Annotated in this window: 25 protein-coding genes and 1 pseudogene; 14 read left to right on the forward strand and 12 right to left on the reverse strand. The window is 49.8% G+C overall.

Going from position 1 to position 26,982, the window contains the following annotated elements:
• Positions 1–18: 18 nt before the first annotated feature.
• Entirely contained in the window at positions 19–543 is a 525-nt protein-coding gene (sodC, locus tag BJJ97_RS16055) for a superoxide dismutase family protein (RefSeq protein WP_095699502.1), read from the forward strand.
• A gap of 67 nt (positions 544–610) precedes the next feature.
• On the opposite strand, the gene BJJ97_RS16060 is transcribed toward sodC, so the two are convergent.
• A complete protein-coding gene (locus BJJ97_RS16060) occupies positions 611–1,930 on the reverse strand; it encodes an ABC transporter substrate-binding protein (RefSeq protein WP_095994579.1) in 1,320 nt (439 codons plus the stop codon).
• A 111-nt stretch (positions 1,931–2,041) separates the two neighbouring features.
• Positions 2,042–3,337, reverse strand: coding sequence for a Gfo/Idh/MocA family oxidoreductase (locus BJJ97_RS16065; RefSeq protein ID WP_095994580.1), 1,296 nt, complete (start codon positions 3,335–3,337; stop codon positions 2,042–2,044).
• A gap of 403 nt (positions 3,338–3,740) precedes the next feature.
• On the opposite strand from BJJ97_RS16065, the gene ogt reads away from it, so the two are divergent.
• The 3 genes from ogt to uspE all read left to right on the forward strand — a co-directional run bounded on the left by ogt (position 3,741) and on the right by uspE (position 6,448).
• On the forward strand, positions 3,741–4,277 hold the full coding sequence (gene ogt, locus BJJ97_RS16070) for a methylated-DNA--[protein]-cysteine S-methyltransferase (protein WP_095994581.1): 537 nt from the start codon (positions 3,741–3,743) through the stop codon (positions 4,275–4,277).
• A gap of 281 nt (positions 4,278–4,558) precedes the next feature.
• Complete coding sequence (gene fnr / locus BJJ97_RS16075) at positions 4,559–5,305, forward strand: fumarate/nitrate reduction transcriptional regulator Fnr (protein WP_005968491.1); 747 nt, start codon at positions 4,559–4,561, stop codon at positions 5,303–5,305.
• Positions 5,306–5,497: 192 nt separating this feature from the next.
• Positions 5,498–6,448, forward strand: a complete 951-nt coding sequence (gene uspE / locus BJJ97_RS16080) for a universal stress protein UspE (protein ID WP_095994582.1) — start codon at positions 5,498–5,500, stop codon at positions 6,446–6,448.
• A 139-nt stretch (positions 6,449–6,587) separates the two neighbouring features.
• On the opposite strand, the gene pntB is transcribed toward uspE, so the two are convergent.
• Entirely contained in the window at positions 6,588–7,976 is a 1,389-nt protein-coding gene (gene pntB / locus BJJ97_RS16085; RefSeq protein ID WP_095994583.1) for a Re/Si-specific NAD(P)(+) transhydrogenase subunit beta, read from the reverse strand.
• A 10-nt stretch (positions 7,977–7,986) separates the two neighbouring features.
• Complete coding sequence (gene pntA / locus BJJ97_RS16090) at positions 7,987–9,516, reverse strand: Re/Si-specific NAD(P)(+) transhydrogenase subunit alpha (protein ID WP_095994584.1); 1,530 nt, start codon at positions 9,514–9,516, stop codon at positions 7,987–7,989.
• A 580-nt stretch (positions 9,517–10,096) separates the two neighbouring features.
• Here pntA and ydgH point away from each other — a divergent pair.
• Entirely contained in the window at positions 10,097–11,050 is a 954-nt protein-coding gene (gene ydgH, locus BJJ97_RS16095; protein WP_095994585.1) for a DUF1471 family protein YdgH, read from the forward strand.
• A 174-nt stretch (positions 11,051–11,224) separates the two neighbouring features.
• Here the strand turns inward: ydgH and kdsA are convergent, their stop codons facing one another.
• The 6 genes from kdsA to hemA all read right to left on the reverse strand — a co-directional run bounded on the left by kdsA (position 11,225) and on the right by hemA (position 16,591).
• Entirely contained in the window at positions 11,225–12,079 is an 855-nt protein-coding gene (gene kdsA, locus BJJ97_RS16100) for a 3-deoxy-8-phosphooctulonate synthase (RefSeq protein ID WP_039480687.1), read from the reverse strand.
• A 75-nt stretch (positions 12,080–12,154) separates the two neighbouring features.
• Positions 12,155–12,964 (reverse strand): invasion regulator SirB1, encoded by an 810-nt coding sequence (gene sirB1, locus BJJ97_RS16105; protein ID WP_010304662.1) that lies wholly within the window; start codon positions 12,962–12,964, stop codon positions 12,155–12,157.
• 2 nt (positions 12,965–12,966) lie between these two features.
• Positions 12,967–13,368 (reverse strand): SirB2 family protein, encoded by a 402-nt coding sequence (locus BJJ97_RS16110; protein WP_010304660.1) that lies wholly within the window; start codon positions 13,366–13,368, stop codon positions 12,967–12,969.
• 5 nt (positions 13,369–13,373) lie between these two features.
• Positions 13,374–14,219 (reverse strand): peptide chain release factor N(5)-glutamine methyltransferase, encoded by an 846-nt coding sequence (gene prmC / locus BJJ97_RS16115; protein ID WP_095994586.1) that lies wholly within the window; start codon positions 14,217–14,219, stop codon positions 13,374–13,376.
• Positions 14,219–15,301 carry a peptide chain release factor 1 gene (gene prfA, locus BJJ97_RS16120; protein WP_095699512.1) on the reverse strand — a complete coding sequence of 361 codons (1,083 nt, stop codon included), beginning with the start codon at positions 15,299–15,301 and terminating at the stop codon, positions 14,219–14,221. The genes prmC and prfA overlap by 1 nt, the downstream gene beginning before the upstream one ends.
• Before the next feature lie 33 nt (positions 15,302–15,334).
• Positions 15,335–16,591 (reverse strand): glutamyl-tRNA reductase, encoded by a 1,257-nt coding sequence (hemA, locus tag BJJ97_RS16125; RefSeq protein ID WP_039496291.1) that lies wholly within the window; start codon positions 16,589–16,591, stop codon positions 15,335–15,337.
• Positions 16,592–16,821: 230 nt separating this feature from the next.
• On the opposite strand from hemA, the gene lolB reads away from it, so the two are divergent.
• The 3 genes from lolB to prs all read left to right on the forward strand — a co-directional run bounded on the left by lolB (position 16,822) and on the right by prs (position 19,406).
• Positions 16,822–17,445: a lipoprotein insertase outer membrane protein LolB gene (gene lolB / locus BJJ97_RS16130; protein ID WP_095994587.1), complete on the forward strand. Its 624-nt coding sequence runs from the start codon at positions 16,822–16,824 to the stop codon at positions 17,443–17,445.
• A gap of 3 nt (positions 17,446–17,448) precedes the next feature.
• Positions 17,449–18,321 carry a 4-(cytidine 5'-diphospho)-2-C-methyl-D-erythritol kinase gene (ispE, locus tag BJJ97_RS16135; RefSeq protein WP_095994588.1) on the forward strand — a complete coding sequence of 291 codons (873 nt, stop codon included), beginning with the start codon at positions 17,449–17,451 and terminating at the stop codon, positions 18,319–18,321.
• A 137-nt stretch (positions 18,322–18,458) separates the two neighbouring features.
• On the forward strand, positions 18,459–19,406 hold the full coding sequence (prs, locus tag BJJ97_RS16140) for a ribose-phosphate diphosphokinase (protein ID WP_010274915.1): 948 nt from the start codon (positions 18,459–18,461) through the stop codon (positions 19,404–19,406).
• Between the two features lie 156 nt (positions 19,407–19,562).
• On the opposite strand, the gene ychH is transcribed toward prs, so the two are convergent.
• Complete coding sequence (ychH, locus tag BJJ97_RS16145) at positions 19,563–19,832, reverse strand: stress-induced protein YchH (RefSeq protein ID WP_095994589.1); 270 nt, start codon at positions 19,830–19,832, stop codon at positions 19,563–19,565.
• Positions 19,833–20,145: 313 nt separating this feature from the next.
• Here ychH and pth point away from each other — a divergent pair, with 313 nt between their 5' ends.
• The 4 genes and pseudogenes from pth to BJJ97_RS16165 all read left to right on the forward strand — a co-directional run bounded on the left by pth (position 20,146) and on the right by BJJ97_RS16165 (position 23,700).
• Positions 20,146–20,733 (forward strand): aminoacyl-tRNA hydrolase, encoded by a 588-nt coding sequence (gene pth / locus BJJ97_RS16150; RefSeq protein ID WP_095994590.1) that lies wholly within the window; start codon positions 20,146–20,148, stop codon positions 20,731–20,733.
• 129 nt (positions 20,734–20,862) lie between these two features.
• Complete coding sequence (gene ychF, locus BJJ97_RS16155) at positions 20,863–21,954, forward strand: redox-regulated ATPase YchF (protein WP_039480662.1); 1,092 nt, start codon at positions 20,863–20,865, stop codon at positions 21,952–21,954.
• A 214-nt stretch (positions 21,955–22,168) separates the two neighbouring features.
• Positions 22,169–22,498: pseudogene (locus BJJ97_RS16160) on the forward strand (Arm DNA-binding domain-containing protein); the annotation flags it as partial.
• A complete protein-coding gene (locus BJJ97_RS16165) occupies positions 22,408–23,700 on the forward strand; it encodes an ABC transporter ATP-binding protein/permease (protein WP_227003529.1) in 1,293 nt (430 codons plus the stop codon). The pseudogene BJJ97_RS16160 and the gene BJJ97_RS16165, both read left to right, overlap by 91 nt.
• Positions 23,701–23,918: 218 nt before the next feature.
• Here BJJ97_RS16165 and BJJ97_RS16170 read toward each other — a convergent pair whose 3' ends face one another.
• Entirely contained in the window at positions 23,919–25,034 is a 1,116-nt protein-coding gene (locus BJJ97_RS16170) for a hypothetical protein (protein WP_095994591.1), read from the reverse strand.
• A gap of 351 nt (positions 25,035–25,385) precedes the next feature.
• Between BJJ97_RS16170 and BJJ97_RS16175 the strand changes: the two genes are divergently transcribed.
• Together BJJ97_RS16175 and BJJ97_RS16180 are read left to right on the forward strand one after the other, a co-directional pair.
• The gene (locus tag BJJ97_RS16175; RefSeq protein ID WP_095994592.1) at positions 25,386–25,970 is read left to right on the forward strand and encodes a DUF4255 domain-containing protein; all 585 of its coding nucleotides are present in this window, start codon (positions 25,386–25,388) and stop codon (positions 25,968–25,970) included.
• Positions 25,971–26,753, forward strand: a complete 783-nt coding sequence (locus tag BJJ97_RS16180; RefSeq protein ID WP_095994593.1) for a hypothetical protein — start codon at positions 25,971–25,973, stop codon at positions 26,751–26,753.
• Positions 26,754–26,982: the final 229 nt, after the last annotated feature.

Raw genomic sequence — 26,982 nt, forward strand, 5'->3', positions numbered from 1 at the left:
CCTAAGAGGCAAAAGACAATGAAACTGAAGGCACTTATCCTGACAGGCGTGTTCTTTTCCTGTTCCACCTTCGCGGCAGATACCACGGTGACGCTGAATGAAGCGCTTCCAACGGGAGCGGGAAACAGCATCGGGGAGATATCCATTACGGAAACGCCGTACGGCCTGCTCTTCACTCCGAATCTGAAGGGATTGGAAGCGGGGATTCACGGGTTCCATGTGCATGAAAATGCCAGTTGTGAGCCTGCCGAGCAAGACGGTAAGTCGGTTCCCGCTCTGGCAGCAGGCGGCCACCTCGATCCGAAAAAAACCGGTAAACACCTTGGGCCTTATAACGATCAGGGGCATTTGGGCGACCTCCCCGGTCTGGTCGTGAATGCCGATGGCACATCAACCTATCCGATTCTGGCTCCTCGGATAAAATCGCTGTCTGAAGTAAAAAATCATGCGTTGATGGTTCACGCCGGCGGAGATAACTACGCTGACATGCCAGCAAAACTGGGCGGTGGCGGCGCCAGAATGGCGTGTGGTGTGATCAAGTAAAGCGTAGCGTTCGAGAAATGCGATGCCATATCGTTTTTGACATGGCATCGCACATTAACAGCGGTAGTTAGCGGATAGCACGTTTTAATATACGGTTAGCGCCGTTCAGGAAATCATCAGCAACCTTATTCACTTCTCCGTTACCGTAATCCAGTTTTTGTAGACTGCTTGTCCACAGTTGAACCAGCTCCTGATTTTCCATAAACGGTGAAACGGGCACCTTAGACGCAGGTTGCTCCGCTGCCGCCCGATAGGCATTCGCTAACAGATTACCGGGGTTGATCACGCCGATATCTTCCAGCAGTTTTTGCGCTTTCGGGTTAGCAGGCATCCCGTTTTGCAATCCTAATGCCTTCACACCTTCCGGGTTACTCAGCATGAAACTCATCAGCATTGCTGCCTCTTTAGGATGCTTACTGTTCTTGCTGATGGCGAACAGCGAAGACGGTTTGGTGGTCAGCCCCGAATCTTTGGCATTGGGCATGGTGAGGAACGGCCCGGTTTCCAGCACCGCATCCTTCGGCATATTGCTGGAATAGGTATAGATGGCTGAATCCCATAAATACATCCCGGCTAATTCACCGTTAATCCAGGGGCGAATTTCATAGACGTTGGTGCGACCGAACGAGGAGAAATAGCGCTGATCGGGTATCACATGGGAATCAACCAGCTTTTTATAAAAGCCGAAGAGTTCCCGTACCTGATCGCGGCTATAGGCAATGCTCTGCTTTTTCTCATCGATCATATCAATGCCGTATTTCTGTGCCATGTAACTACGGCCGAGCGTCAGAATATCCAGCACATCGCTTGAACCTTGAGCAACGCCAAGCGGGTAATAATTGTCGCCCAGTTTTTGTTTAAACACCGGACCGGCGGCAAACAGCTCATCCCAGGTTTGCGGATAGGCGACGCCTGCTTTATCCCAGGTGGTTTTGTTGTAAATCATGCTGCGGGATGTCATCGAAATCGGGAGACCTTGTAGTTTCCCTTTTACGTCCGCCGTTTTCAGGGCGTTAGGCGAAAAATCTCCCAACCCCAAAATATCTTTTTGCTTATTCAAATCATAAAAGCCGTCGCCATTGCGTGAAAATTGCGGCAGCCAGTTCCAGTCAATACGCATGACATCAGGTTCTTGTCCACCCGCCATCTGGGTTGATAAGCGGGAGAGATAGCCGTCCCAGCCAGCATATTCGGCTTTGACGGTAATCGTCGGATTGGCTTTTTGGAACGCATTAATAGCAGCGAGCGTCGCCTCATGCCGCTGATTGCCACCCCACCAGGAGATACGGATCTCGGCGGCGTCAGCAGAGTGAGAAAATGCCGCGCCCACGGGAAGCGCAGCACAGAGCAGGAGTAGGTGAGATAATTTGTTCCGTGTTTTCGCCATAATAAAACCCTTATAATAGTATTCGGAGGTTTCCACCTGCCTGCCGGTATGCGGACAGACAGGTACTACGGATGCGGAAGCGTTTGCTGCCTGAAATGGCAGGTAGTCTGATTAATTCCCTCTTTTCAGGTTAACGGCCAGTTCGCTTATTTTCACTGGCAGTTCGGTGCGTAATGATCGATTGGCAGCGATGCCAGTTAAAATAGACATTGCCCCATCACGATAATCTGCTGCGCGATGTAATGGATCAGGTTCCGGTGTACCAAACAGATCGTTTAACATGACCTGATCGCCGCCGCCGTGTCCGCCCGCTTTAAATTCAACCGGTACGACATAAGGCTCGTCAAACATCGGATAGATCTTTATTTCACATTCATTCAGCGCACCTTCATCCTCTTTTTGTCCGCCTCCGTTTACATAAGATTTTTCTACCAGTTTCATTTCTAACCGGCCCTTGCTGCCATTAAACACCACGTTCAGCCCTTCCCAGGGTAAATAGGCGTTTAATGAGTACGTCATGATGGCTTTGCTCTTATAGCGCACCATCACACCTAACACATCTTCAATATTAATACCGTCATCGAACACGCTTTTATCGCGGTAATAGCCATCTTCATGTTCGGCGTCCAAATATAAGGCGGTCAGCTGTTCGCTTTTATTCATATGCAGCGCAAACGGATCGTTTTCTGCCGCCGCGCTATTATGTGACCGGGAATAAAATTCTGTGACACCGCGCGCTTCAGCATTCGCTTTACCGTAAAAACGTAAATCGCCCTGCGCATAGACCGTTTCCGGTTCGCTATTCAGCCAGAAATTCACCAGATCAAAATGGTGCGTGGATTTGTGTACCAACAGCCCGCCGCTATTGCGTTTGTCACGGTGCCAGCGACGGAAATAATCCGCACCGTGTTCGGTATTCAGCAGCCACTCAAAGTGAACGGAATAGACTTCGCCAATCACGCCAACAGCAATTAATTCACGGACTTTGCTGTGATGCGGGGCATAGCGGTAATTAAAGGTCACGCGTAATTTACGGCCAGTACGGTCAATCGCATCGATAATTGCCTGACATTTTTCTTCATCAATCGTCATCGGTTTTTCACTGATGACATCACAGCCTAATTCCATTGCCCGGATAATATAGTGATGATGCGTCCGATCCAGAGACGTCACAATAACCACATCTGGCTTGGTTTCCGCGATCATCTGCTCAAACTGTTCGGCGAGGTACGTCGGCACATTATCGTGTCCATATTTATGGACAATCTGATTGGCGTAATTCATTCGCGTCTGGTTGGTATCGCAAAAAGCAACAAACTGTCCCTGATCCTGATAATCCCTGGCGATCGATTCCAGATAAAGGCCCGCGCGGCCTCCCGTTCCCACTACGGCATATTTTTTTTTCATTCTGCGCATTTCCTCCAAATAACGTAGGACACATAGCTATTCGTACAGCCTTTGCCATAAAAAAATAGAACATCCCAACATCGTTCACCTTCATATTATTGCCATGCGATGATGTTATCTGGCAGTAGGATGAAGATTGGCATGTTCCATCTCTCATAAATACAAATTGAGCACATTCCACATTAACAATTGATTTTATTAGCAATATTAGATGAATGGCATCTCATACCTCACGTTGGAGGTGCATTGCCTCTCTTAAGTGTTCGCGTATCAACGGGATTCGTTCTGACAGGATGCCGATCGCCACATTCAAACTTTATTTTCAATCCGCCTGAGGATGCCGGATAATCGGCACGTAACTCACGAGAGAAGCAAGAAAGCGACAAGCGCGTAAGGAATCACTATGCAGACTTTTTTTCAGGACACGATGGCAACTCCGCTTGGGGAGTTATTGATTATTGCGGATGAAAATAATCATTTGCGTGCCGTCGAGTGGCGCGAGTATGAAGACGATTTATTTCGCATGCTCAATCGCAGTTATCGAAATGATCCCTTTTCGTTACAGCCGCGTCATAATCCCGGTGGACTGACGGAGAGCCTGCAACGCTATTTTGAGGGTGAATTAGCGATTATTGATACGCTTCCCGTTGCTTCTGTCGGGACCGAATTTCAGCAGCAGGTCTGGCAGGAATTACGTCGAATCCCTTGTGGAGAAATTACCACGTACGGCGAGCTCGCGACGCTACTGGGACGCACCGGCGCAGCGCGTGCGGTCGGCATGGCAAACGGCTCCAACCCTGTCAGCATCGTGGTTCCGTGCCATCGTGTTATCGGTACGGGTGGTGCGCTGACGGGCTATGCGGGTGGCATTCACCGTAAGCAGTGGCTGCTCACTCACGAAGGCTATTTACCTAAACCGCTATTTGCTTCAACAGAATAGTTTACCGTTATAATTTTACGCTTCGCGACACACGAAAATCCCGTCCGAATTGCCTATCATCGTAAGTGATTCGGATTAATCAACGTGTTAACCATTCGGTAACGTAATGGACGAAAATATTATCGCCACACGGGACTTATATATCGGAATATTTTCCAACAAAATCGAAAAATTATAGTTAGTTCACTATTTATTGGTCTATTCCGGTGATTACCGGTCTTATCAGAGCCGATAAAAGCTGTTAAAATTGACCAATATCAATTATTGCCTGAGCAAAGCCTATGATCCCGGAAAAGCGAATTATCCGACGCATCCAGTCTGGCGGTTGTGCAATCCACTGTCAGGATTGCAGTATCAGTCAGCTATGCATCCCTTTCACCCTGAATGAACACGAGCTCGATCAGCTCGACAACATCATTGAAAGGAAGAAGCCTATCCAGAAGGGGCAGGCGCTGTTTAAGGCTGGCGATGAACTGAGATCGCTCTACGCCATCCGCTCCGGTACGATAAAAAGCTATACCATCACGGAGCAAGGCGACGAGCAGATCACCGGTTTTCATCTGGCAGGTGACTTGGTGGGCTTTGATGCTATCGGTACAGCCCAACACCCGAGCTTCGCTCAGGCGCTGGAAACCTCAATGGTCTGCGAGATTCCTTTCGAGACGCTGGACGATCTCTCCGGGAAAATGCCTAACCTGCGCCAGCAGATGATGCGCCTGATGAGCGGCGAAATCCGTGGCGATCAGGATATGATTCTGCTGCTGTCGAAAAAGAATGCTGAAGAGCGTCTGGCGGCGTTTGTCTACAACCTCTCCCGCCGTTTCGCCCAGCGTGGTTTCTCGCCGCGTGAGTTCCGTCTGACCATGACGCGTGGTGATATCGGTAACTATCTGGGGCTGACCGTTGAAACCATCAGCCGTCTGCTGGGGCGTTTCCAGAAAAGCGGTACGCTGGCGGTAAAAGGAAAATACATCACGATCGAAAATATTGATGCGCTTTCCGAATTAGCCGGTTCCTCACGCAAATAATCTTTCCAGCCTAACCATTTGACGTTGCCGCTTTTTTTACTGTGGCAACGTCAATTTTATCCCCTCTGTTTTCCACGTCATTCGTGATATTTCTTATTTTGTTATTCTGCCGCTTATCTCTGTTGTCCAAAGCGATTCCATTGCGGTACTCTTGATTTACAGGCTGTGGAGTAACAGCTGTTTGGAGGAGCTATGGCAAAGTATCAGAACTTACTGGTAGCTATTGACCCAAATCAGGATGACCAACCAGCGCTGCGTCGGGCGGTTTACCTGGTTCAGCGACTTGGCGGCCGTATCAAGGCATTTCTGCCAATTTATGATTTCTCTTATGAAATGACAACGCTGCTTTCTCCCGATGAACGGGTGGAAATGCGTCAGGGCGTTATTCAACAGCGAACCGAGTGGATTGCGGAACAGTGCAAATACTACCTTGACGCTGGCGTGTCGATAGAAATCAAAGTGGTGTGGCACAATAAACCCTTTGAAGCCATTATTCGGGAAGTCATTGCCGGACAACATGACCTGTTGTTAAAAATGGCACATCAGCACGATCGGCTGGAAGCGGTTATCTTCACGCCAACCGACTGGCAGCTACTGCGCAAATGCCCTTGCCCCGTGTGGATGGTGAAAGATCAGCCCTGGCCAGTCGAAGGCCGTGCGCTGGTTGCCGTCAATCTGGCTAGCGAAGACCCTTATCACGATCCGCTCAATATCAAACTGGTATCGGAAACGCTGGAGCTGGCGCAGCAGGTTGACCAGACCGAGGTTCATCTGGTCGGTGCCTACCCTGTTACCCCCATCAATATCGCCATTGAACTGCCTGATTTCGATCCCAGCGTCTACAACGATGCGATTCGAGGGCAGCACCTTATCGCCATGAAGTCGCTACGGCAGAAATTCGGCCTGGATGAACGCGTGACGCACGTAGAAAAAGGGTTGCCGGAAGAAGTGATTCCCGATCTGGCGGAGCATTTGCAGGCGGGCGTCGTGGTGTTAGGCTCGCTGGGTAGAACCGGCCTTTCCGCGGCCTTTATCGGCAACACCGTCGAGCATGTTATCGACCACTTGAAGTGCGATTTACTTGCGATCAAACCCGATGATTTCGTGTCACCGATTACGCTTGAAGACGGTGATAACAGCTGATTGCTCGTGTCATCACGCTAAGCACCAAGTAATGCCAGCCTCAGTGCTGGCATTATTTTTGGCGATGCCACATATCACTATAGTTGAGATGTAAAAAAGGGGCGAGTTCGCCCCTTTCGTTTTCAACTTCCTATCACGCTTACAGCGCTTTCAGAATCGCCTCAACGCTGTCTTTGGCATCGCCAAACAGCATCTGTGTGTTCTCTTTAAAGAACAGCGGGTTCTGTACGCCAGCGTAACCGGTATTCATAGAACGCTTGAACACGATAACATTCTGCGCTTTCCACACTTCCAGCACTGGCATGCCAGCGATTGGGCTGTGTGGATCTTCTTGTGCTGCCGGGTTAACGGTGTCATTCGCGCCAATGACCAGTACGGTGTCGGTATCGGTGAAATCGTCATTAATTTCATCCATTTCTAACACGATGTCGTAAGGGACTTTTGCTTCAGCCAACAGCACGTTCATATGACCAGGCAAACGCCCTGCAACTGGGTGAATACCAAAGCGAACCTTGATACCACGCGCACGCAGTTTGGCGGTGATGTCATGCACAGGGTACTGCGCCTGTGCGACGGCCATACCGTATCCTGGCGTGATGATGACTGAGGTCGAATTCTTGAGCAAATCAGCCACATCTTCCGCTGAAGCCTCACGATATTCACCCACCTCTTCGCTTTCGCTAGAGGAAACGCCATCCGTACCAAAACCACCGGCAATCACGCTGATAAAGGAACGGTTCATCGCTTTACACATGATGTAAGACAGAATCGCACCAGAAGAACCCACCAGAGCACCGGTCACGATCAGCAGGTCATTGCTCAGCATGAAGCCCGCTGCTGCTGCTGCCCAACCGGAGTAGGAGTTCAGCATAGAAACGACGACCGGCATGTCCGCGCCGCCAATCGATGCAACCAGATGCCAGCCAAATACCAGTGCAATAGCCGTCATCAGGATCAGCACCAGTACCTGCAACGCCACGCTGCCTGTATTGACGAAAACCAGCAGCAGCAGGAAGGACACAACCAGCGCCGCCAGATTCATTTTATGGCGATGAGGCAGCATCAGTGGCTTGGAGGAGATATTGCCACGCAATTTACCGAACGCGATCACCGAGCCAGTGAAGGTCACGGCACCGATGAAGATACCCAGAAATACTTCCGTCAAATGGATATTGACCATCACCGGATCGGTGATTTCACCGTGATCGAGGAAGCTGTTAAAGCCAACCAGTACCGCAGCCAAGCCCACAAAGCTGTGAAGAACCGCGACCAGCTCTGGCATTTCGGTCATTTCAACCTTACGCGCCAGATAAATACCGATTGATCCACCGATCGCCATCGCGACAATGATCCAACCCACGTTGCCAGAATCCGGTCCCAGAATCGTCGCGATCAGCGCAAGCGCCATACCGCTGATACCAAAGATGTTCCCTTGTTGCGACGTTTCGTGCTTGGACAACCCAGCCAAACTGAAAATAAAGAGAATTGCGGCAACAATGTATGCAGCAGTTACTAATCCACCAGACATGTGTTACCCCTTAGTTTTTACGGAACATTTTCAGCATGCGCTGAGTCACGGTGAAACCACCGAAAATATTGATGCTGGCGATCAATACGGCAATGAATGAGAAGAACGACACCCATCCGCCGTGGCCGATTTGCAACAATGCTCCGACAACGATAATGCCTGATATTGCGTTAGTGACTGACATCAATGGCGTATGCAATGCGTGGCTGACATTCCAGACCACGTAATAGCCCACCACGCAGGACAGCGCAAAAACGGTAAAGTGAGACAAGAACTCTTTAGGCGCAACATCAGCCAGCCAACCAAACAGCAGGATAGCGATCACGAGGAAGGCATATTTCTTCCACGGCGACGTCGGTTTAGCCGCTTCCTTCACTACCGCAGCAGCAGGTTTTGTCTGCTGTGGCTGTGCGGAAACCTGAATCGGCGGTGCTGGCCAGGTGATTTCACCGTCTTTAATGACGGTCACGCCACGAATCACGGTATCGTCAAAATCGACGTCGATTTCGCCATTTTTCTCTTTGCAGAGTAATTTCAGCAGGTTAACCAGGTTCGTGCCGTAAAGCTGTGAAGATTGCGTCGGCAGACGGCTAGGCAAATCGGTGTAACCGATAATTTTGACGCCGTTTTCCGTCACCGTGACGCGATCGGCTACGGTCAGTTCGCAGTTCCCGCCCGTTTGCGCCGCTAAATCGACAATCACGCTGCCGGGCTTCATGCTCAGCACCATTTCTTTGGTGATCAGGCGCGGTGCCGGTTTTCCAGGGATCAGTGCGGTAGTGACGATAATGTCGACGTCTTTTGCCTGAGCGGCAAACAGTTCCATTTCCGCTTTGATAAAGGCTTCGGACATGACTTTGGCATAGCCGTCGCCGCTGCCTGCTTCTTCTTCAAAGTCGAGTTCGAGGAATTCAGCCCCCATGCTCTTAACCTGCTCTTTTACTTCAGGGCGGGTATCAAAAGCACGAACGATAGCCCCTAAGCTACCTGCGGCACCGATCGCAGCCAAACCAGCCACGCCAGCACCGATAATCATGACCTTAGCGGGCGGAACCTTACCTGCAGCGGTAATCTGTCCGGTAAAGAAGCGGCCAAATTCGTGGGCGGCCTCAACGATGGCACGGTAGCCCGCGATGTTAGCCATCGAGCTGAGCGCATCCAGTGACTGTGCACGCGAAATACGCGGCACGGAATCCATCGCCATCGCCGTCACCTGACGGGCAGCCAGCTTCGCCAGCAGTTCTGGGTTCTGCGCTGGCCAGATAAAGCTGACAACCGTACTGCCCGCTCGGGTCAGTTCGATTTCATCATCCTGCGGCGCATTCACCTTCAGGACGATATCGGCTTGCCAGACTTCCGAACTGTCAACAATCGACGCACCGACTTCTTCGTATGCCGCATCGTCAAAACTTGCCAGTTTTCCCGCTTCACGTTCTATCGAGACCGTAAAACCCAGTTTCAGCAGCTGTTCAACCGTTTTCGGCGTCGCTGCTACACGGGCTTCATTGGCCAACCGCTCTCTTGGTACACCAATACGCATGCTGATACCCTTTTCGCTTATTTTTAACGAAGGTTATTATTCTCACCCTATTCTGTTATACGAATTCGCCGAGACCTAGTGCACCCTGTATCCCCACATTCACGTGGTAGGAAGAGGGTCTTATCATCTTCTTACCACACGTTTTTTGAGGCGTCTCACTGTAGGCGAACTCATTTATAACGTACTGAAAATGTGATCGATGATCCATAAATAAAATGAATTTCACAGAAAAGCCGAGTTATCACAGGTTCTGCCAGCCTTTCTTGGTCGAAAATCATGGTCTTCTCTGCCTTTTGTAGCATTATTACAGAAGTATTTTTCTGGGCTGTTTCACAAAAATGATGTGTTACAAGGTTGTTAACGTGATAAATTGTATAAATATCCCTTATGATGCCAAAACAATCATTAACCGTTATTATTAGCACTTTTCTTGTTGCGAGCCGAAGCATCATGGCTTTTCAGCCCGCTGAAAATGCTAAAGCACAAGAATTTATTCCGTGCGATAATCAGCCCTATTCCGTTACAGGTTGATTGCTATACCTTAAATAATTCGAGTGGCAGGAAGGCGAAAGGATTTTTTATGAAGCTGAAGACTACTGTTATTGCATCTACATTGTTGTTATCACTCTCGGCATTTTCAGCGCAGGCTGCGCAGGAACTTACGCCTGAGCAAGCAAAATCCCTGCAACCCTTTGAGCGAATTACATTTAAGGGGCGTTTTAACGCGATCAATGAAGCGGTCGCGGCATCCTCAACACGCGCCGACAAGCTGGGTGCAGAGTCGTTTTATGTGCAGTCTATGACGGATACGAATTCAGGCGACTACTGGAATGTCACGGTCGACCTGTACCATAAAGATGCCCCTAAAGCGAAACAGAACGTGCAATATCGCACCGTCTACGGTGTTAAAGAGCTACCGAAAGATGCTGCCTATTTGCTGGAGCCTTATGACACCGTCACGGTGAGCGGTTTATTCAGCACTCAGCCTGATCTGATCGACGCCATTGCGAAAGCAGCAAAAGAGAAAAATGCCGATTCGTTCTACATCGTTCGCCAGGTTGATGTGAACTCGAATAGTGCTAATCAAAGGGCTACCGCCTTTATCTATAAAGCGGATGCGCCAAAACGTCAGCTTCAGAGACCTGATGCGATCCCTGCTGATTCTGACGCGGGTCGCGCTGCATTGGCTGCCGGTGGTGCAGAGGCAGCGAAAGTAGAAATCCCAGGCGTTGCTTACTCTGATAGCCCCAGCCGTAGCGTGGGCAACTTCTTTGAAACGCAATCCTCGAAAGGTGGACGTTACACGGTAACGCTATCTGATGGCACACAAATCCAGGAACTGAACAAGGCCACAGCGGCACAGATGGTGCCTTTCGACTCCATTCAGTTCCGTGGTAACTACACCAATATTACACAAATATCCGAGGCTGTTGCTAAACGTGCAGGTGAGAAAGGTGCTAAGTACTACCACATCACCAGACAGTGGGAAGGCAAAGGCAACAACATGACCATCAGCGCGGATCTCTATAAATAACAGCCATCGTGCTGTGTCGTAGAAAACGACGAACGTTATAAACACAAAAACCCGCGATATCGCGGGTTTTTTTATGGCGAGCGTCCTGCCCTCCACCCTGCGGGCCGTCGCAAGCGACGTTGAAAAACGTTCCCTACGTTTTTTACATCAGCAATCAATCTACTGTGAGTAAGATTACTTGCTGGTATCCAGCTCTGGGAAGTTTTTCACCAGATCGTCAATCGCTTTGATCTGTTGCAGGAACGGTTCCAGCTTATCCAGCGGCAGCGCAGATGGACCATCACACTTCGCATTCGCAGGATCTGGGTGAGCTTCAATGAATAGCCCCGCCAGACCGACGGCCATACCGGCACGCGCCAATTCAGTGACCTGTCCACGACGGCCACCGGACGCCGCACCAAACGGGTCGCGGCACTGCAACGCATGTGTCACGTCAAAAATCACCGGCGCACCGTTAGAAGCGTGCTTCATGACATTGAAGCCCAGCATATCGACAACCAGATTGTCGTAACCGAAGTTGCTGCCGCGATCGCACAGAATCACCTGATCGTTGCCACCTTCGATAAATTTATCGACGATGTTACCCATTTGCCCCGGGCTGACGAACTGCGGTTTTTTCACGTTAATTACCGCACCGGTTTTCGCCATCGCTTCCACCAGATCGGTTTGGCGCGCCAAAAACGCAGGAAGCTGGATCACATCAACGACATCAGCAACGGGCTGGGCCTGATGCGATTCATGCACGTCAGTGATAATTTTTACGCCAAAGGTCTGTTTCAGTTCCTGGAAGATTTTCATCCCTTCTTCCAGACCTGGACCACGGTAAGAGTGAATCGAGGAGCGGTTAGCCTTATCGAATGACGCCTTGAACACGTAAGGAATGCCCAACTTCTGCGTGACCGTGACGTAATGCTCACAAATGCGCATCGCCAGATCGCGTGATTCAAGAACATTCATGCCGCCAAACAGCACAAAAGGCAGATCATTGGCGACTGGGATATCCCCTATCTTGACCACTTTATTCGTCATACTTTTACCTTCATGTCGGGAAATAAATTAACGTAGCATTACTGCAAAACGGTTTCTTAATGTAAGACTGTTTTTTTAATGCAAGACAATCTGTTTCTGCTCTATCGAGTGAATCTGCACTTTTATCATTTCACTCACTGGATCTTCCGGACACTGTTCAACAAAATAGTTGAGATCGGACAGCGCAATGTGGTCGCAATCCAGTTGAGCATAAATCAGGCCGCGGTCGCGGATTTCATAGGGGTCGTCCGGGTCAAACTGCAGCACCGCTTCGCTGGCTCTCAACGCCAGCTCCATCTGTTTTTCTTCCATCAGGGCGACTTTCAGCGTGTCGAGCATTTTACGCACGATCAGGACATTCTCGGCTTCATCCAGATCTTCATCCAGCAGACGAGTTGACGGGCCAATATTACCTTTCAGCCACACTTCCAACACATGTTCGCTCAGCGTATCGCCATTTAGCGGATTGATCAGCCACATCTCTTCATCAAGCCAGTCGGCACGCAGAATCAACTGTGTTGGGAAAATCACCGGCATCAGCGGCAGACCGAGTTCATTGGCGATATGCAAAAAGATGATACCCAGCGACACAGGCAGGCCCTGACGAGATTCAAGCACCTGATCCAGCCACAGCGCATCAGACAGGCGATAAACGCCGCCCGCACCACCGAATCCCCAGGTGTGATAAAACAGCTCAATCAGTTTTTCAAGCTGAAGATCTTGCTCAAGGCCGTCAGGAATAGCGGCTCGGGCGCTCTCAACCAGCTGTTGCAGATTTTGCCGCACATCCTGAGCGGGAAAGTCGCGGCGAATCGCCTGTGAAACCAACACGACACCATCACTTAGCAGTGACTGGTTGAATTCAAAATCAGCAATAGCACTCATAATTATTCCATCAGCAACGGTGACTGCGTCAGTGCCAACAGCACGACCACACCAAAGCATATTAAAGCAGATACAAACGCCAGCCAGCGAACGTTCTGACTACGGGGGCGTTTCCCCAAGGCGATAGCGCCAAGAAGGATATAAATGATAACGCCAAACAGTTTTTCCGTCAGCCAGCTTTGCTCGGGAGTAAACGGATACGTATGGCTGAGAACGATTAAACCAATACCGCTGATTAATAACAAGGTGTCGTTAATATGCGGCAGGATTTTCACCCAGCGCTGTTGCAGCATAGCGGATTGCCGGCACAGCCAAAAAAAACGAATCACAAACAGGGAAATACTGATGCCAACCGTTGCCAGATGCAGATATATCGTGGCTGGGTAAAGAGTTATCACGTCCATTGCTCCTAATAAATTGGGGCATCCGACCAGCGTCCTAACGACACGCGGTCATTGCCACCATAATCCTGACAAGTTTCTATTTGTGTAAATCCTCGGGCCTGCAAGAGCTGACGCACCGCGTCAGCCTGCTGCCAGCCATGTTCTAGCAGCAGCCAGCCACCGGCATCTAAATACTGCGGAGCGGATTCAATAATGATACGTAGATCCGCCAGTCCGTTATCAGCGGCAATCAGCGCGCTGGCAGGTTCAAAACGGACATCGCCCTGCGACAGATGCACATCATCCGCATCAATATACGGTGGGTTACTGGCGATAAGCGCAAAGCGCGTGTGATCAAGCGGTGAATACCAGCTTCCGGACAAGAAACAGGCGTTATCGAGCCCCAATTGCTGGGCGTTTTTTGTCGCTAACGCAACGGCATCGGGTTGAACATCAACGCCAGTCACCCGGCAATCACGCCGTTCGCTCGCTAGCGCCAGCGCGATCGCGCCAGTTCCGGTACCCAGATCCAATACGGCACACGGCGTTTGAGGCAGGCGTAGCAAGGCTTGTTCGACCAGACATTCGGTATCGGGACGAGGAATCAGCGTGGCGGGTGAAACGGCCAGCGGCAGTGACCAGAACTCGCGCACGCCGATCAAATAGGCGATGGGCTCTCCCTGTTCACGACGCGCCAGCAGTTCAGTTAATTGCTGCTGTTCTGCCGCGTTCAGCTCAGTTTCACCAAACGCCAGCAGGAACGTACGGGACTTGCCAGTCACAAAGCCCAGTAAAATCTCCGCATCTCGCTTCGGGCTTTCTCCTGCCGCGAGCTGCGCAGTGGCAGAGATTAACCAATCCTGATACGTCATTATTCCTGCTCGGACAATGCAGCAAGTTGATCGGCCTGGTATTCCTGCACGACCGGTTGAATCAGCGTGTCCAGTTTCCCTTCCATGACTTCATCCAGCCGGTAAAGCGTCAGGTTAATACGGTGATCGGTCACCCTTCCCTGTGGGAAATTATAAGTACGAATACGGTCAGAACGATCGCCGCTGCCGAGCAGGTTACGGCGGGTTGACGCTTCTTCCAACTGACGTTTCTGCACTTCTGCGGCACGAATACGCGCCCCCAACACCGACAACGCTTTGGCTTTGTTTTTGTGCTGTGAACGTTCGTCCTGACACTCCACGACAATACCGGTTGGCAAGTGGGTAATACGGATGGCGGAATCGGTGGTATTGACGTGCTGACCGCCCGCGCCAGAAGAGCGGAAGGTATCGATGCGTAAATCTGCCGGGTTGATGTCCGGCATCTCCGCTTCTGGCACTTCCGCCATCACAGCGACCGTACAGGCCGAGGTATGAATGCGCCCTTGCGATTCCGTCGCGGGAACGCGCTGAACGCGATGACCGCCGGATTCAAACTTGAGCTGGCCGTACACACCATCGCCGGAGATTTTAGCGATAACTTCTTTATAGCCGCCATGTTCACCATCGCTGGCGCTTACCACCTCAACACGCCAGCGGCGTGATTCGGCATAACGGCTGTACATACGGAACAAGTCACCGGCAAAGATCGCTGCTTCGTCGCCGCCCGTTCCGGCGCGCACTTCCAGAAAACAGCCGCGCTCATCGTCGGGATCTTTCGGCAACAATAGCACCTGAAGCTGCTGCTCCAGTGCTTCAATTGTTGCTTTGCTTTCTTTCAACTCTTCCTGAGCCATATCGCGCATTTCAGGATCGTCCAGCATCATTTCTGCGGTTTGCTGATCCTCTTGCGCCTGCTGCCATTGCTGGAAACAGCGGGTAATATCAGTGAGCTGCGCATATTCTCGCGACAACGCGCGAAAGCGATCCATATCAGCGATGACGCTGGGCTCACCGAGTAACGCCTGGACTTCTTCATGGCGTTCTTGTAACGCTTCCAGTTTAGCAACAATAGAAGGCTTCATGCGGGCGGTTAAATCCTGTAATAGAGATGAATGCTAGTCCAGCCCAAGGCTGTCACGTAAAATTTGTAACCGGTGTTGGTCGCCGTCACGAGCGGCTTGCTGAAGGGATTTGGTCGGCGCGTGAATCAGACGGTTGGTTAAACGGTGTGTCAGTTCCTGAATCACCGCTTCAACGTCATTGCCTTGTTGGATGGCAGCCAGCGCCTTGGCCGTCATTTCCGCACGCAGCTCATCGGCCTGAGCGCGATAATCGCGAATGGTCTCCACCGCGGACTGCGCACGCAGCCACGCCATGAAGTCGGAGCTTTCCTGCTGCACGATAGATTCAGCCTGCACCGCCGCTGCTTTGCGCTGCGCGAGGTTATGCTGAATGATCGCGTGCAGATCGTCCACGCTGTAGAGATAAACGTTCGGCAATTTGCCGACTTCCGGCTCAATATCACGCGGCACCGCAATATCCACCATCAGCATTGGCTGATTCCGTCTCGCCTTCAGCGTCCGTTCCATCATCCCTTTTCCGATAATCGGCAGCGTACTTGCCGTTGAACTGATCACGATATCAGCCTGAACAAGCTGTTCGTCCAGCTCAGCCAGCGTGATGACTTCTGCGCCCACTTCCGTTGCCAGCGCCTGTGCGCGTTCACGGGTGCGGTTCGCAATCACCATTTTCTGTACTTTGTGCTCGCGAAGATAGCGAGCGACCAGTTCAATGGTTTCTCCGGCACCGACCAGCAGCACCGTGACATCCGATAGTGATTCAAAGATCTGCCGCGCCAGCGTACAGGCAGCAAACGCCACTGACACTGCGCTGGCACCGATATCCGTTTCCGTACGAACACGTTTGGCGACGGTAAAGGATTTCTGAAACAGCCGCTCCAGTTCGCTGGACAGGGAATGACCACGCTGTGATTCGGCAAACGCCTTCTTCACCTGCCCCAAAATCTGCGGTTCGCCTAACACCAGAGAATCCAGACCGCTGGCAACACGCATCAAATGGCTAACGGCGGCGTTATCCTGATGCCAGTACAGGCTGCCGTTGACTTCTTCCGGGCGCAATTGATGGTATTCACACAGCCAGCGAATCAGCTGCTCACGCTGGTTTTCCTGTTCGTCAACGCTAAGGTAGAGTTCCGTGCGATTGCAGGTAGACAGCACAACGCCGCCCTGCACCAGCGGTTGCTGTAGCAGACTGTCGAGGGCCACGCCGAGTTTATCTGGTGAGAACACAACACGTTCACGCAGAGAAACCGGTGCGGTTTTGTGATTAATACCAAGCGCAAGCAGGGTCATTGGCTGTTTCTGAGTAATACCGGTCTTAGTATGGATTTCGTTTGAACCGCATTCTACTTGATGCAGGAGTGCAATAAAAGCGACAGCACGCGATACACCTCGTCTGAGGTAGTCACTTTTTGACAAAAAACAATAAACGCCATTAACGAATAACAATCATTGACGCTGAGCGGTAAGCCCGTTAGCGTGACGTATTTCACGGACTTCGTTCATTACAGGATACGACCGACATGCCAACCAAAACCGTCCGATGCCTGCGTTTACTGCCTTTAGCCAGCGTATTGCTTGCCGCCTGTAGCATTAATCAACCGACCCAAACGGGTACAAGCCCCACCTCGCCAGAGTGGCAGCAGCATCAACAAAAGGTCCAGCAGCTCAGCCAATACCAGACGCGCGGCGCTTTTGCCTATATCTCCGATAGTAAAAGAGTATCAGCCAATTTCTTCTGGCAGGACACACCGCCGCAGCGTTATCGATTGCTGCTGACCAACCCGCTCGGCAGCACCGAATTAGAACTGCGTGCCCAGCCTGACGGCGTGCAAATCACCGACAATCAGGGCAAGCGTTACGTGGGTAAAGATGCCGAATACATGATTCAGCAACTGACCGGCATGGCGATCCCGCTGAACAATCTGCGCCAGTGGATTCTCGGCATTCCAGGCGATGCCACCGAATTCACGCTGGATGAACGCTATCTGCTGAAAACCATCACCTATCATCAGGGCAACCAAAACTGGAATGTCAGCTATCAGAGTTACAACACTGAGTTAACGCCTCCGCTGCCAACCAGTCTGGAACTGGTCCAGGGCGAACAGCGTATTAAGCTGAAGATGAATAACTGGATGGTTAAATAAGCGATGCAACCGACGGTTATCGAGACATGGCCTGCTCCCGCCAAACTGAACCTGTTTCTTTATATTACCGGCCAGAGAGAGGACGGGTATCACCTGCTGCAAACGCTATTCCAGTTTCTGGATTACGGTGACACCCTGACGATTCGGCCGCGTGATGACGACCAGATTAACCTGCTTACCCCTGTCGACGGTGTAGAGAACGAGCAAAACCTGATCGTCCGCGCCGCACGCTTATTACAGCAACACTGCGAACGCGACAATATTCGCCCTGCCCAGTTCGGCGCAGACATCAGTATTGAGAAATGTCTGCCGATGGGCGGCGGGCTGGGCGGCGGTTCATCCAATGCAGCGACCGTTTTGGTCGCCCTCAACCATTTGTGGCAAAGCGGGCTGAGCGTGGATACGTTGGCCGAACTGGGGCTGCAATTGGGGGCGGATGTTTCCGTCTTTGTTCGTGGGCATTCTGCCTTTGCCGAAGGCATTGGCGAGCGGTTAACCCCGGCAAATCCGCCAGAAAAATGGTATCTGGTCGCTCACCCTGGCGTGAGTATTGCTACACCGTTGATTTTCAGCGATCCTGAGTTGACGCGGAATTCGCCAATTCGTGATTTAGAAACTTTATTAAACCAGACCTTCGTCAATGATTGTGAAGCTATCGCAAGAAAACGTTTTCGTGAGGTTGAACAGCTACTTTCATGGCTGCTAGAATATGCCCCGGCGCGCCTGACTGGAACGGGGGCTTGTGTGTTTGCAGAGTTTGACACCGAGTTCGCAGCCCGTCAGGTGCTTGACCAGGCCCCGGAATGGTTAAACGGTTTCGTCGCGAAAGGTGTTAATATCTCTCCGCTGCACCGTACGCTTTCTGGGCAACGTTAGGTTTTGCCACACACCGGCTGCCATGCGGCCAGTCTGTAGCAAACTTAATTCATACACCCGTATGCATGTTGTACCTGTTGTTTTTCCTTGCTTGGCAGGTGCAATATTTCTCTGGACGCAAGCCTGAGGTTCTTCTCGTGCCTGATATGAAGCTTTTTGCTGGTAACGCCATCCCGGAACTAGCACAACGTATTGCCAACCGTTTGTACACTAGCCTTGGCGACGCCGCTGTCGGTCGTTTTAGCGATGGCGAAGTCAGCGTGCAAATCAATGAAAATGTACGCGGTGGTGATATTTTCATCATCCAGTCCACCTGTGCACCCACCAATGACAACCTGATGGAACTGGTTGTGATGGTCGATGCTCTGCGTCGCGCTTCCGCGGGACGTATTACCGCCGTTATCCCCTACTTCGGCTATGCCCGTCAGGATCGTCGCGTGCGTTCCGCACGTGTGCCAATCACCGCGAAAGTCGTTGCTGACTTCCTGTCCAGCGTGGGTGTTGACCGTGTTCTGACTGTGGATCTGCACGCTGAGCAGATTCAGGGTTTCTTCGATGTCCCGGTAGATAACGTATTCGGTAGCCCGATCCTGCTGGAAGACATGTTGCAACAGAATCTGGAAAACCCGATCGTGGTTTCTCCTGATATCGGTGGCGTTGTGCGTGCCCGCGCAATCGCTAAACTGCTGAACGATACCGACATGGCGATCATCGACAAGCGCCGTCCACGTGCCAACGTTTCTCAGGTGATGCACATCATCGGTGACGTCGCTGGCCGTGACTGTGTGCTGGTTGACGATATGATCGACACTGGCGGCACGCTGTGCAAAGCGGCGGAAGCGCTGAAGGAACGTGGGGCTAAACGTGTATTCGCTTATGCCACACACCCGATCTTCTCAGGCAATGCTTACGAGAACATCAAGAACTCTGTAATTGATGAAGTGATTGTCTGCGATACCATTCCGCTGGCGGAAAACATTCGTTCACTGCCGAATGTTCGTACGCTAACGCTGTCCGGGATGTTGGCCGAAGCGATTCGTCGTATCAGCAACGAAGAATCCATTTCTGCGATGTTTGAACATTAATCGCTGCTGATCGGGTAACCGTTCAAAAACGATAATGAAGGAGCCACCTGTAACAAGGTGGCTTTCTTATTTCTATAAAACAAAAAACCGCCATAGCGAGGCTACAGCGGCTCTATTATTTCATGTTCATTAACACCACAATGACGTCATTAACGATTATGGATGACGCTGGCGGCGACAACGCTTATCAAAGTGCTTAACCCACCAGTAACGATCCGCGACTTCTTCACGCCCGCTAATACGCGCCCCCGCCAACCAAAATATTGCACCAGAAAAAATACTGACCAGATCAATGTAAGTCATATATTCAGGAACATTCAGTTTCGGGAACTGGCTGGCGATAGAAAAACCGATGCCGCCAATCATCATGATCATCCCGATACCCATCAATATATTACCTAGTACTGTCACGTTCTTGCGTTTCATCTGCCACCTCCAGATTAATTCTGTGGATGAATCGGAGTGCCATTACTGTTTACTGTCTTATTATTGATGTAATTATAGACAATAATGTACTTAGATGATTGCGGGAGGGATCACAGATAAGGGGAATGATTAATATTTTTTTACGTTTAAACAAACAAATAGACAAAAATCCGAATAATCACATCACTAAACAAATAACAATATTTTTACATTTAAACGCCGATATTTGGCTATACCTCATACGGTGTGTAAACTAGCGCTCTCGTTATCACGCTACCCTGCGTCAGTTTAAGCACGTAATCTGGAATATACCGTGAGCAGCATTAAATTAATTGTCGGCCTGGCGAACCCCGGCGCTGAATACGCCGCCACTCGCCATAATGCGGGCGCCTGGTTTGTCGATCGTCTGGCGGATGCTTACCGTCAGCCGCTGAAAGAAGAAAACAAATTTTTTGGTTACACCTCCCGCCTGAATCTGGCTGGGCAAGATGTACGTCTGCTGGTTCCCACCACGTTCATGAACCTGAGCGGCAAAGCCGTCGCGGCAATGGCCACCTTCTACCGCATTCAGCCTGATGAAATTCTGGTTGCACACGATGAACTGGATTTATTACCGGGAATTGCCAAACTTAAGCTGGGCGGCGGACACGGCGGCCATAACGGTCTGAAAGACATCATCAGTAAATTGGGCAACAACCCAAACTTCCATCGTTTACGCATCGGTATCGGCCATCCGGGCGATAAAAACAAAGTGACCGGTTTTGTGCTGGGTAAACCGCCAATGAGTGAGCAGACGCTGATCGACGATGCCATTGACGAAGCCGTGCGCTGCACAGAAATCCTGATGAAAGAAGACATGATCAAAGCGATGAACCGCTTGCATGCCTTTAAAGCGGCATAATCTGGTCAGAATGCGGATGGCAGATCGAGATAAATCGCCATTCCGTGTATAATCGGCCGAAATATTTCCATTCTGACAGGCAAGAGATAGTAATTGCCTGATTAATAAGTTATTTAAGGTGATATAAACATGGGATTCAAATGCGGTATCGTTGGGCTGCCTAACGTCGGTAAATCCACTCTGTTCAATGCGTTGACCAAAGCCGGCATCGAAGCGGCCAACTTCCCGTTTTGTACCATCGAGCCGAACACCGGCGTAGTGCCGATGCCCGATCCACGTCTGGACAAGCTGGCTGAGATCGTTAAGCCGCAGCGTATCCTCCCTACCACCATGGAATTTGTTGATATCGCCGGTCTGGTAAAAGGCGCGTCCAAAGGTGAAGGTTTAGGTAACCAGTTCCTGACCAACATTCGTGAAACAGAAGCCATCGGCCACGTTGTACGCTGCTTCGAAAACGACAACATCATCCACGTAAACAACAAAGTTGATCCAGCTGATGACATTGAAGTCATCAACACTGAATTAGCACTGTCTGACCTCGATACCTGTGAACGCGCCATTCATCGCGTGCAGAAGAGAGCCAAAGGCGGCGATAAAGATGCTAAAGCTGAGCTGGCTGCGCTGGAAAAATGCTTACCACAGTTGGAAAACGCTGGCATGCTGCGCTCGCTGGATTTGAGCGATGAAGATAAAGCAGCTATCCGCTACCTGAGCTTCCTGACGCTGAAACCAACGATGTACATCGCTAACGTCAACGAAGACGGTTTCGAAAACAATCCATATCTCGATAAAGTGCGCGAAATCGCCGCCGCTGAAGGTTCTGTCGTTGTGGCCGTCTGCGCCGCCGTTGAATCGGATATTGCCGAACTGGACGATGCTGACCGTGAAGAATTCATGGCTGAGTTAGGATTAGAAGAGCCGGGCTTGAACCGCGTAATCCGTGCGGGCTATGAACTGCTGGACCTGCAAACCTATTTCACCGCTGGCGTGAAAGAAGTTCGTGCCTGGACCATCCCTGTCGGCGCCACCGCCCCACAGGCCGCCGGTAAGATTCACACCGACTTCGAAAAAGGCTTCATCCGCGCGCAAACTATCGCCTTTGAAGATTTCATCACCTACAAAGGTGAACAAGGCGCGAAAGAAGCCGGAAAAATGCGTTCAGAAGGCAAGGAATACATCGTAAAAGATGGCGATGTGATGAACTTCCTGTTCAACGTCTAATTAAAGTTTGTTGTCTCATGAGGTTTTATTGAATCTCATGAGTATCGCAAAAACTATAAAATCCACGCAATTGCGTGGATTTTTCATTTCATAACGTCTCAACTCATCTCGTAACAACGCTGTCAAAAATGAGTACATGGATGAGTACAACATTCTTCCATCTTCATTTTAAGTGAGTACAATAACGGTATAATAAATAACTTAAACGCCCCCCTACCTCGTAGTGAAACCCAACGGCAAAAAGACATGGCGCTATCGGTTTAAACTCAACGGAAAATCCAGTATGTTCGCGTTAGGTGAGTACCCAGCAGTAAAACTTACCGAGGTGTAGGAGAAATGCGAATAAGCGCGTGAGCAAGTGGCACAGGGATTCAACGCGGCACAGGCTCGCCAGTTCGATAAAATCCGCAAGGTCAATGACGCATCTAACACCTTTGAGCTGATTGCCAAAGAGTGGTTGCAGATGAAAGACTGGGCCGAAATTACCAAAACACGCCGACTCGATATGCTTATACGGTACTGTTATGGTCGATTTCCGGCACTTTGCGCTTCTCGTTGCAGGGCAGTGAGATATCGCTTCCGGGCTATATGGTCTATGCCGCCTATATCACCATTATTATGCAGGTCGCGATATCCCACTGGTTGGGCAAATCGTTGATTAGCCTCAATATGCAGCAGCAAAATGCCGAGGGTGATTTTCGTTTTCTTGGCGTACAGGTCAGAGAGAACGCGGAACAAATAGCCTTTTATCGCGGCGGACGGCGCGAAGGCGAACGCCTTACGCAGCGCTTTATGCGCGTGCGGGCGAATGCGCTGGCGGTGATACTGCGCGGTTTCAATGTATCGTTCGGGCAGAGCCTGTTTTCCCACTTTATTTCGCCGGTACCCACGCTGCTGGCGCTGCCCCAGCTGCTGCGCGGTGAGATTTCCTTTGGCGATATGACGCGCATCCAGATGGCCTACGGCTCTCTGGGCGCAACATTAAGCTATTTTATGCAGGCCTATCAGGGATTCACCCGCTGGCTGGCGTTAACTAACCGGCTTCGGGATATGGAAGCGGCACTCAACGAGGCGGAGCAGCATATTTCTGATATCCACCGTGACGAGGAGGATATACGCGGTTTTCGCTGCAGCGATCTGCGTTTGCTGACGCCGGATAACCGGCAGCTAACGACGCTGGATCTCTGGCAGGTTTTACCCGGAGAGCGCTGGATTATTCAGGGAGCTTCCGGCGTTGGCAAAAGCACCCTGCTGCGCGCCTGTGCGGGATTGTGGACGCACGGCGCAGGTAAGATCACCTTCTCACGCGGACAATCGATGCTGTTTCTGCCGCAAAAAAGCTATCTGCCAGGCGGGTCCCTGAAAGGCGTACTCTGTTATCCCGATGATGAAAACCGTTTCAGCGATGCACAATGTCGGCAGGCGCTGGTTGATGCTGCGCTGCCGGATATGACCGGCCTGCTGGATACCCAGGATCGCTGGCAATACCGTTTGTCCGGTGGAGAGCAGCAGCGTGTGGCGATTGCCAGGGTGTTACTGCATCGGCCAGCGTTTATTTTTCTTGACGAGGCCACCAGCGCGCTGGATCCGCAAACTGAAACGCTCATCTATCAAATGCTGTGCGCCCGACTGCCGGACTCGGCGATTGTCAGCGTCGCCCACCATGATGCGCTGGCGGCGTTTCATGAAAACCACCTCGAGCTCACCTCTTCAGCACAGAGATCCCCGGAGGGGCCAGCAGCATAAAGAAAAGAACCAGGGCCAGCGCCATCGTTAAGCCAGGCGGAATTACAAAGAGAGGTATAGGTTTTATGGGGGGTGCCGACTCCCCACGACTCCACAAAGACATACCGGAAAACGACATAGAGCCTGCGATATAAACCCAGCGGTAATGATGACACGCCGTTATAACAAATTCGCCAGAAATCATTTTAATTTTCTGAATTTCACCAGGGTGATTATCTTTATTTTAAATTTTTCGCCGCCCATTCTTTAAATTCATTCTTAAAATCAGAGTTATCTTTAAAATCTTTATATTTTTCAATTTCATCGATATCACTTTCTTTTAACCCCATTATCCACGTTAAAATACAGTCATCCGTGAAGTCTTTCAATTTTTTCGTATCTAATTTTTTCTTCTTTCCATTAATCCCCCATTTTTCAGCTTCTTTTTTAGGGATGGGATCTATCAAAGCAAATATAATAGCGGCGTCAATTGTTCGTAGTTCTTTTATCACCTCCGACTTGGCCTCACTCACCTTTTTAGCATTCTCTCTCCCCTGTGCCAGTCGTTCTTTTTTCAGTAGCCTTGCAGCCTGTTGCTCCTGGCGGAGATGTTCCTCAAGGGCAAGCTTTTTCTCATTTTCTAGTTGGGCCTGATTTGTAAAAGAACCACCATCAAGCGCGCTTATTTTCATTGGTGCATTATCTGATACCCACTGCGAACAAACAGGGCATGGCTTTATTTTTTGGCCTGTTTTATTATCAATAGCTAACTCCGGAAACTCAATCCCGGCAAGCCATGCACTATTTAAAGGATGCTTCACATAATTATACTTGTGTAATAAATATGATAACGCATTGGGTTCCGCACACATGTATCCATTCCGTGAATATTTTTCCCCTGTATCCTTCCCGTCTTCATCAAGTTTTGGCATATCTTTGGGATGTACATTTTTTTCAAAGCTATTTTTGAGATCCGGCCATTTGGCAAAAGTATTTCGCGTAGAACTCTCATTACCACTTTTACCAACGGCATTTTCACCGCAATTATCTTTAATGGAAACCGTTGTGTATCTCTGAACCGTTCCACTATGCAATACTTTTTTTGTTTGTAACGGCTGATGACTATTAGTGCATGACGGGCAACCACACCCATGAGTGTGTTCTTTACTCTTCAACTGTGCGCTCGCACCTAATAATGTTCTATTGCCAGTTTCTTTCAGTTTTCTTTGAGACATAACCTCAGGCCGATTATCCACAAACTCAAACCCTTGCTTGCCGTTACTTTTATTTTGAGCAACGGAATCATCAACAGCTTTACCTTTACGATTTTTCGACTTTTCAGCTTGTTTATACATATCTCAAACCCTTTCTAATTTTATTTAGTAATGTTAGAGGCTCTCTTCGTTAGCTATCCTGTAGTGTATGTATTTTTCCTGAAACGTGCGCGCCGTCTCCATTATAGCAGGCTCTTTGCATTGGCAATATTTTCAACCCTTTTAAGTCATTCTTCCAATACCTGCACGCCTGAGGGAAGAGACGTTGCTCAAAGCACAATGATGAAGCGGCGGCAACGTCAGTAAACAACCATCCTCCTGTAACGAAGTTACACCGAGCATCGTTTAAGGTTGTAAAACTTCCAATAAATGCGTTATAGCTATAAAAGCCGGTTCGGAATCTCATTTTCTATTCTTAATCAGGAACATCTTATGCTCGATCTGTGCATGGAATACTTAAAAGACAGGATGAACCAGTCGGTTAAAAATGTGTTTGATTTAACCGATGATCTGGTGATTGTCTCACCGCCAACGGACCTCGATGGCTCAAAGTCAGATAAAATACAAAACAAGATCCTCATTTTCATTAGCAACATTGAAAAAGACGTGTTTTCAAAAAATTACCGGCCGGAGCACAACCACAACAGCAACAGAACAGCCATCGCCTCACAACCCCTTTTTATCACCATGACGGTGACAGTGGCGGCGAATTTTAGTACCAGCCATTACTCTGACGGGTTAAAGGTTCTTTCCCATTTTCTGGCATTCTTCAACCGTCATAACAGTTTCAATCGACAAAACTCCCCTGACCTGCCGAAAAACATTGAACAGCTCAACATGGAGCTGGAATCCATACCGGGCGATCAGCTTAATCATATGTGGGGAATATTCGGCTCACACTATCTGCCGTCCTGTAACTATCGTGTAAGGGCGCTGATACCGGATAGTGAGTCTATTCTCAATCAGGTGGGTAACATCCATTTGTCAGATACCACGATGGCCAAAAGGGATCGTTAAATGGCAGACTATCAGTCAATCTTAGCAATCAACGTATTGCATGAATATTACAATGCCGGCAGCAATGGATTAGGCCCCATTGATCTCGTTCCCGATCGGGAAAGCGTATTGTTACTCCGGCAATATGGCATCCTGCTGAAATCAAGCCAGGGGTTTGCTCAACTGATTGTTGATGCTGAACGGTTTAGCGATTTAGCCGATCAGACAGAGGAATTGACCTTAAGATTTTATCTTGTCAGCGCTGACCCCGGTTTCAGAAACATCACAAAAATGCCCAACATGTTTGATATATCCATGTTAAGCGCCGAATTTACCGATAGCACCGAACTGGATATCACTGCAGAACATTGGGTTGATGTGAACCAATTAAATGCAATAACGGCCGGTGATGGCGCAATAACCCATAACAAAAATCTTATCGGCATACTCTCTATCGTTCTGCCAAAATCTCACTGCAGCTTAGAAAAAAAAGCTATCAGGGTTCGCTTCAATGCTATCTCGGCCTATTGGAAATATTATATATTTTCGTTCGGCGGTAAAAAAAACCTTAATATACCCCACTCGTTTACCGAGCAAGAAAATGAACAGGCTGCTAATAAAACGGCAAGAGTTTTTCTTTCCAACAATCCAATACCCTTAAGAAAAACTTATGCCGAACCCTTCACGCTGCGGAACGTTAACAGCGTGATGATTAAGTCCCTTCCCTTGCCGCTGCCAGACAATATTTCAACATTCATTGTCGAAGGGCTTAAAACATCCATCGCCCATATCTACGTCAACTGACAAAAAGGGAATATATTCCTCTTATATCAATCATATGCGCATAGCATAATGCTATCAGGGTAAGCCCGCACGGTGGAATGTCTATATTGGTAAAAATTAAAAATGTCATCAGAACTTCTCGCCAGTGACAGTTGACAGGAAACACGGCAACCGCTATACCAAACATATCAATAGTTAATCAGATAGTTCTTAATTGAATGCCTTTCTTTACAGCGCTTTTTTCTGTGTG

Origin of the sequence: Pectobacterium polaris, from assembly GCF_002307355.1 — a bacterium.
Taxonomy (GTDB): domain Bacteria; phylum Pseudomonadota; class Gammaproteobacteria; order Enterobacterales; family Enterobacteriaceae; genus Pectobacterium; species Pectobacterium polare.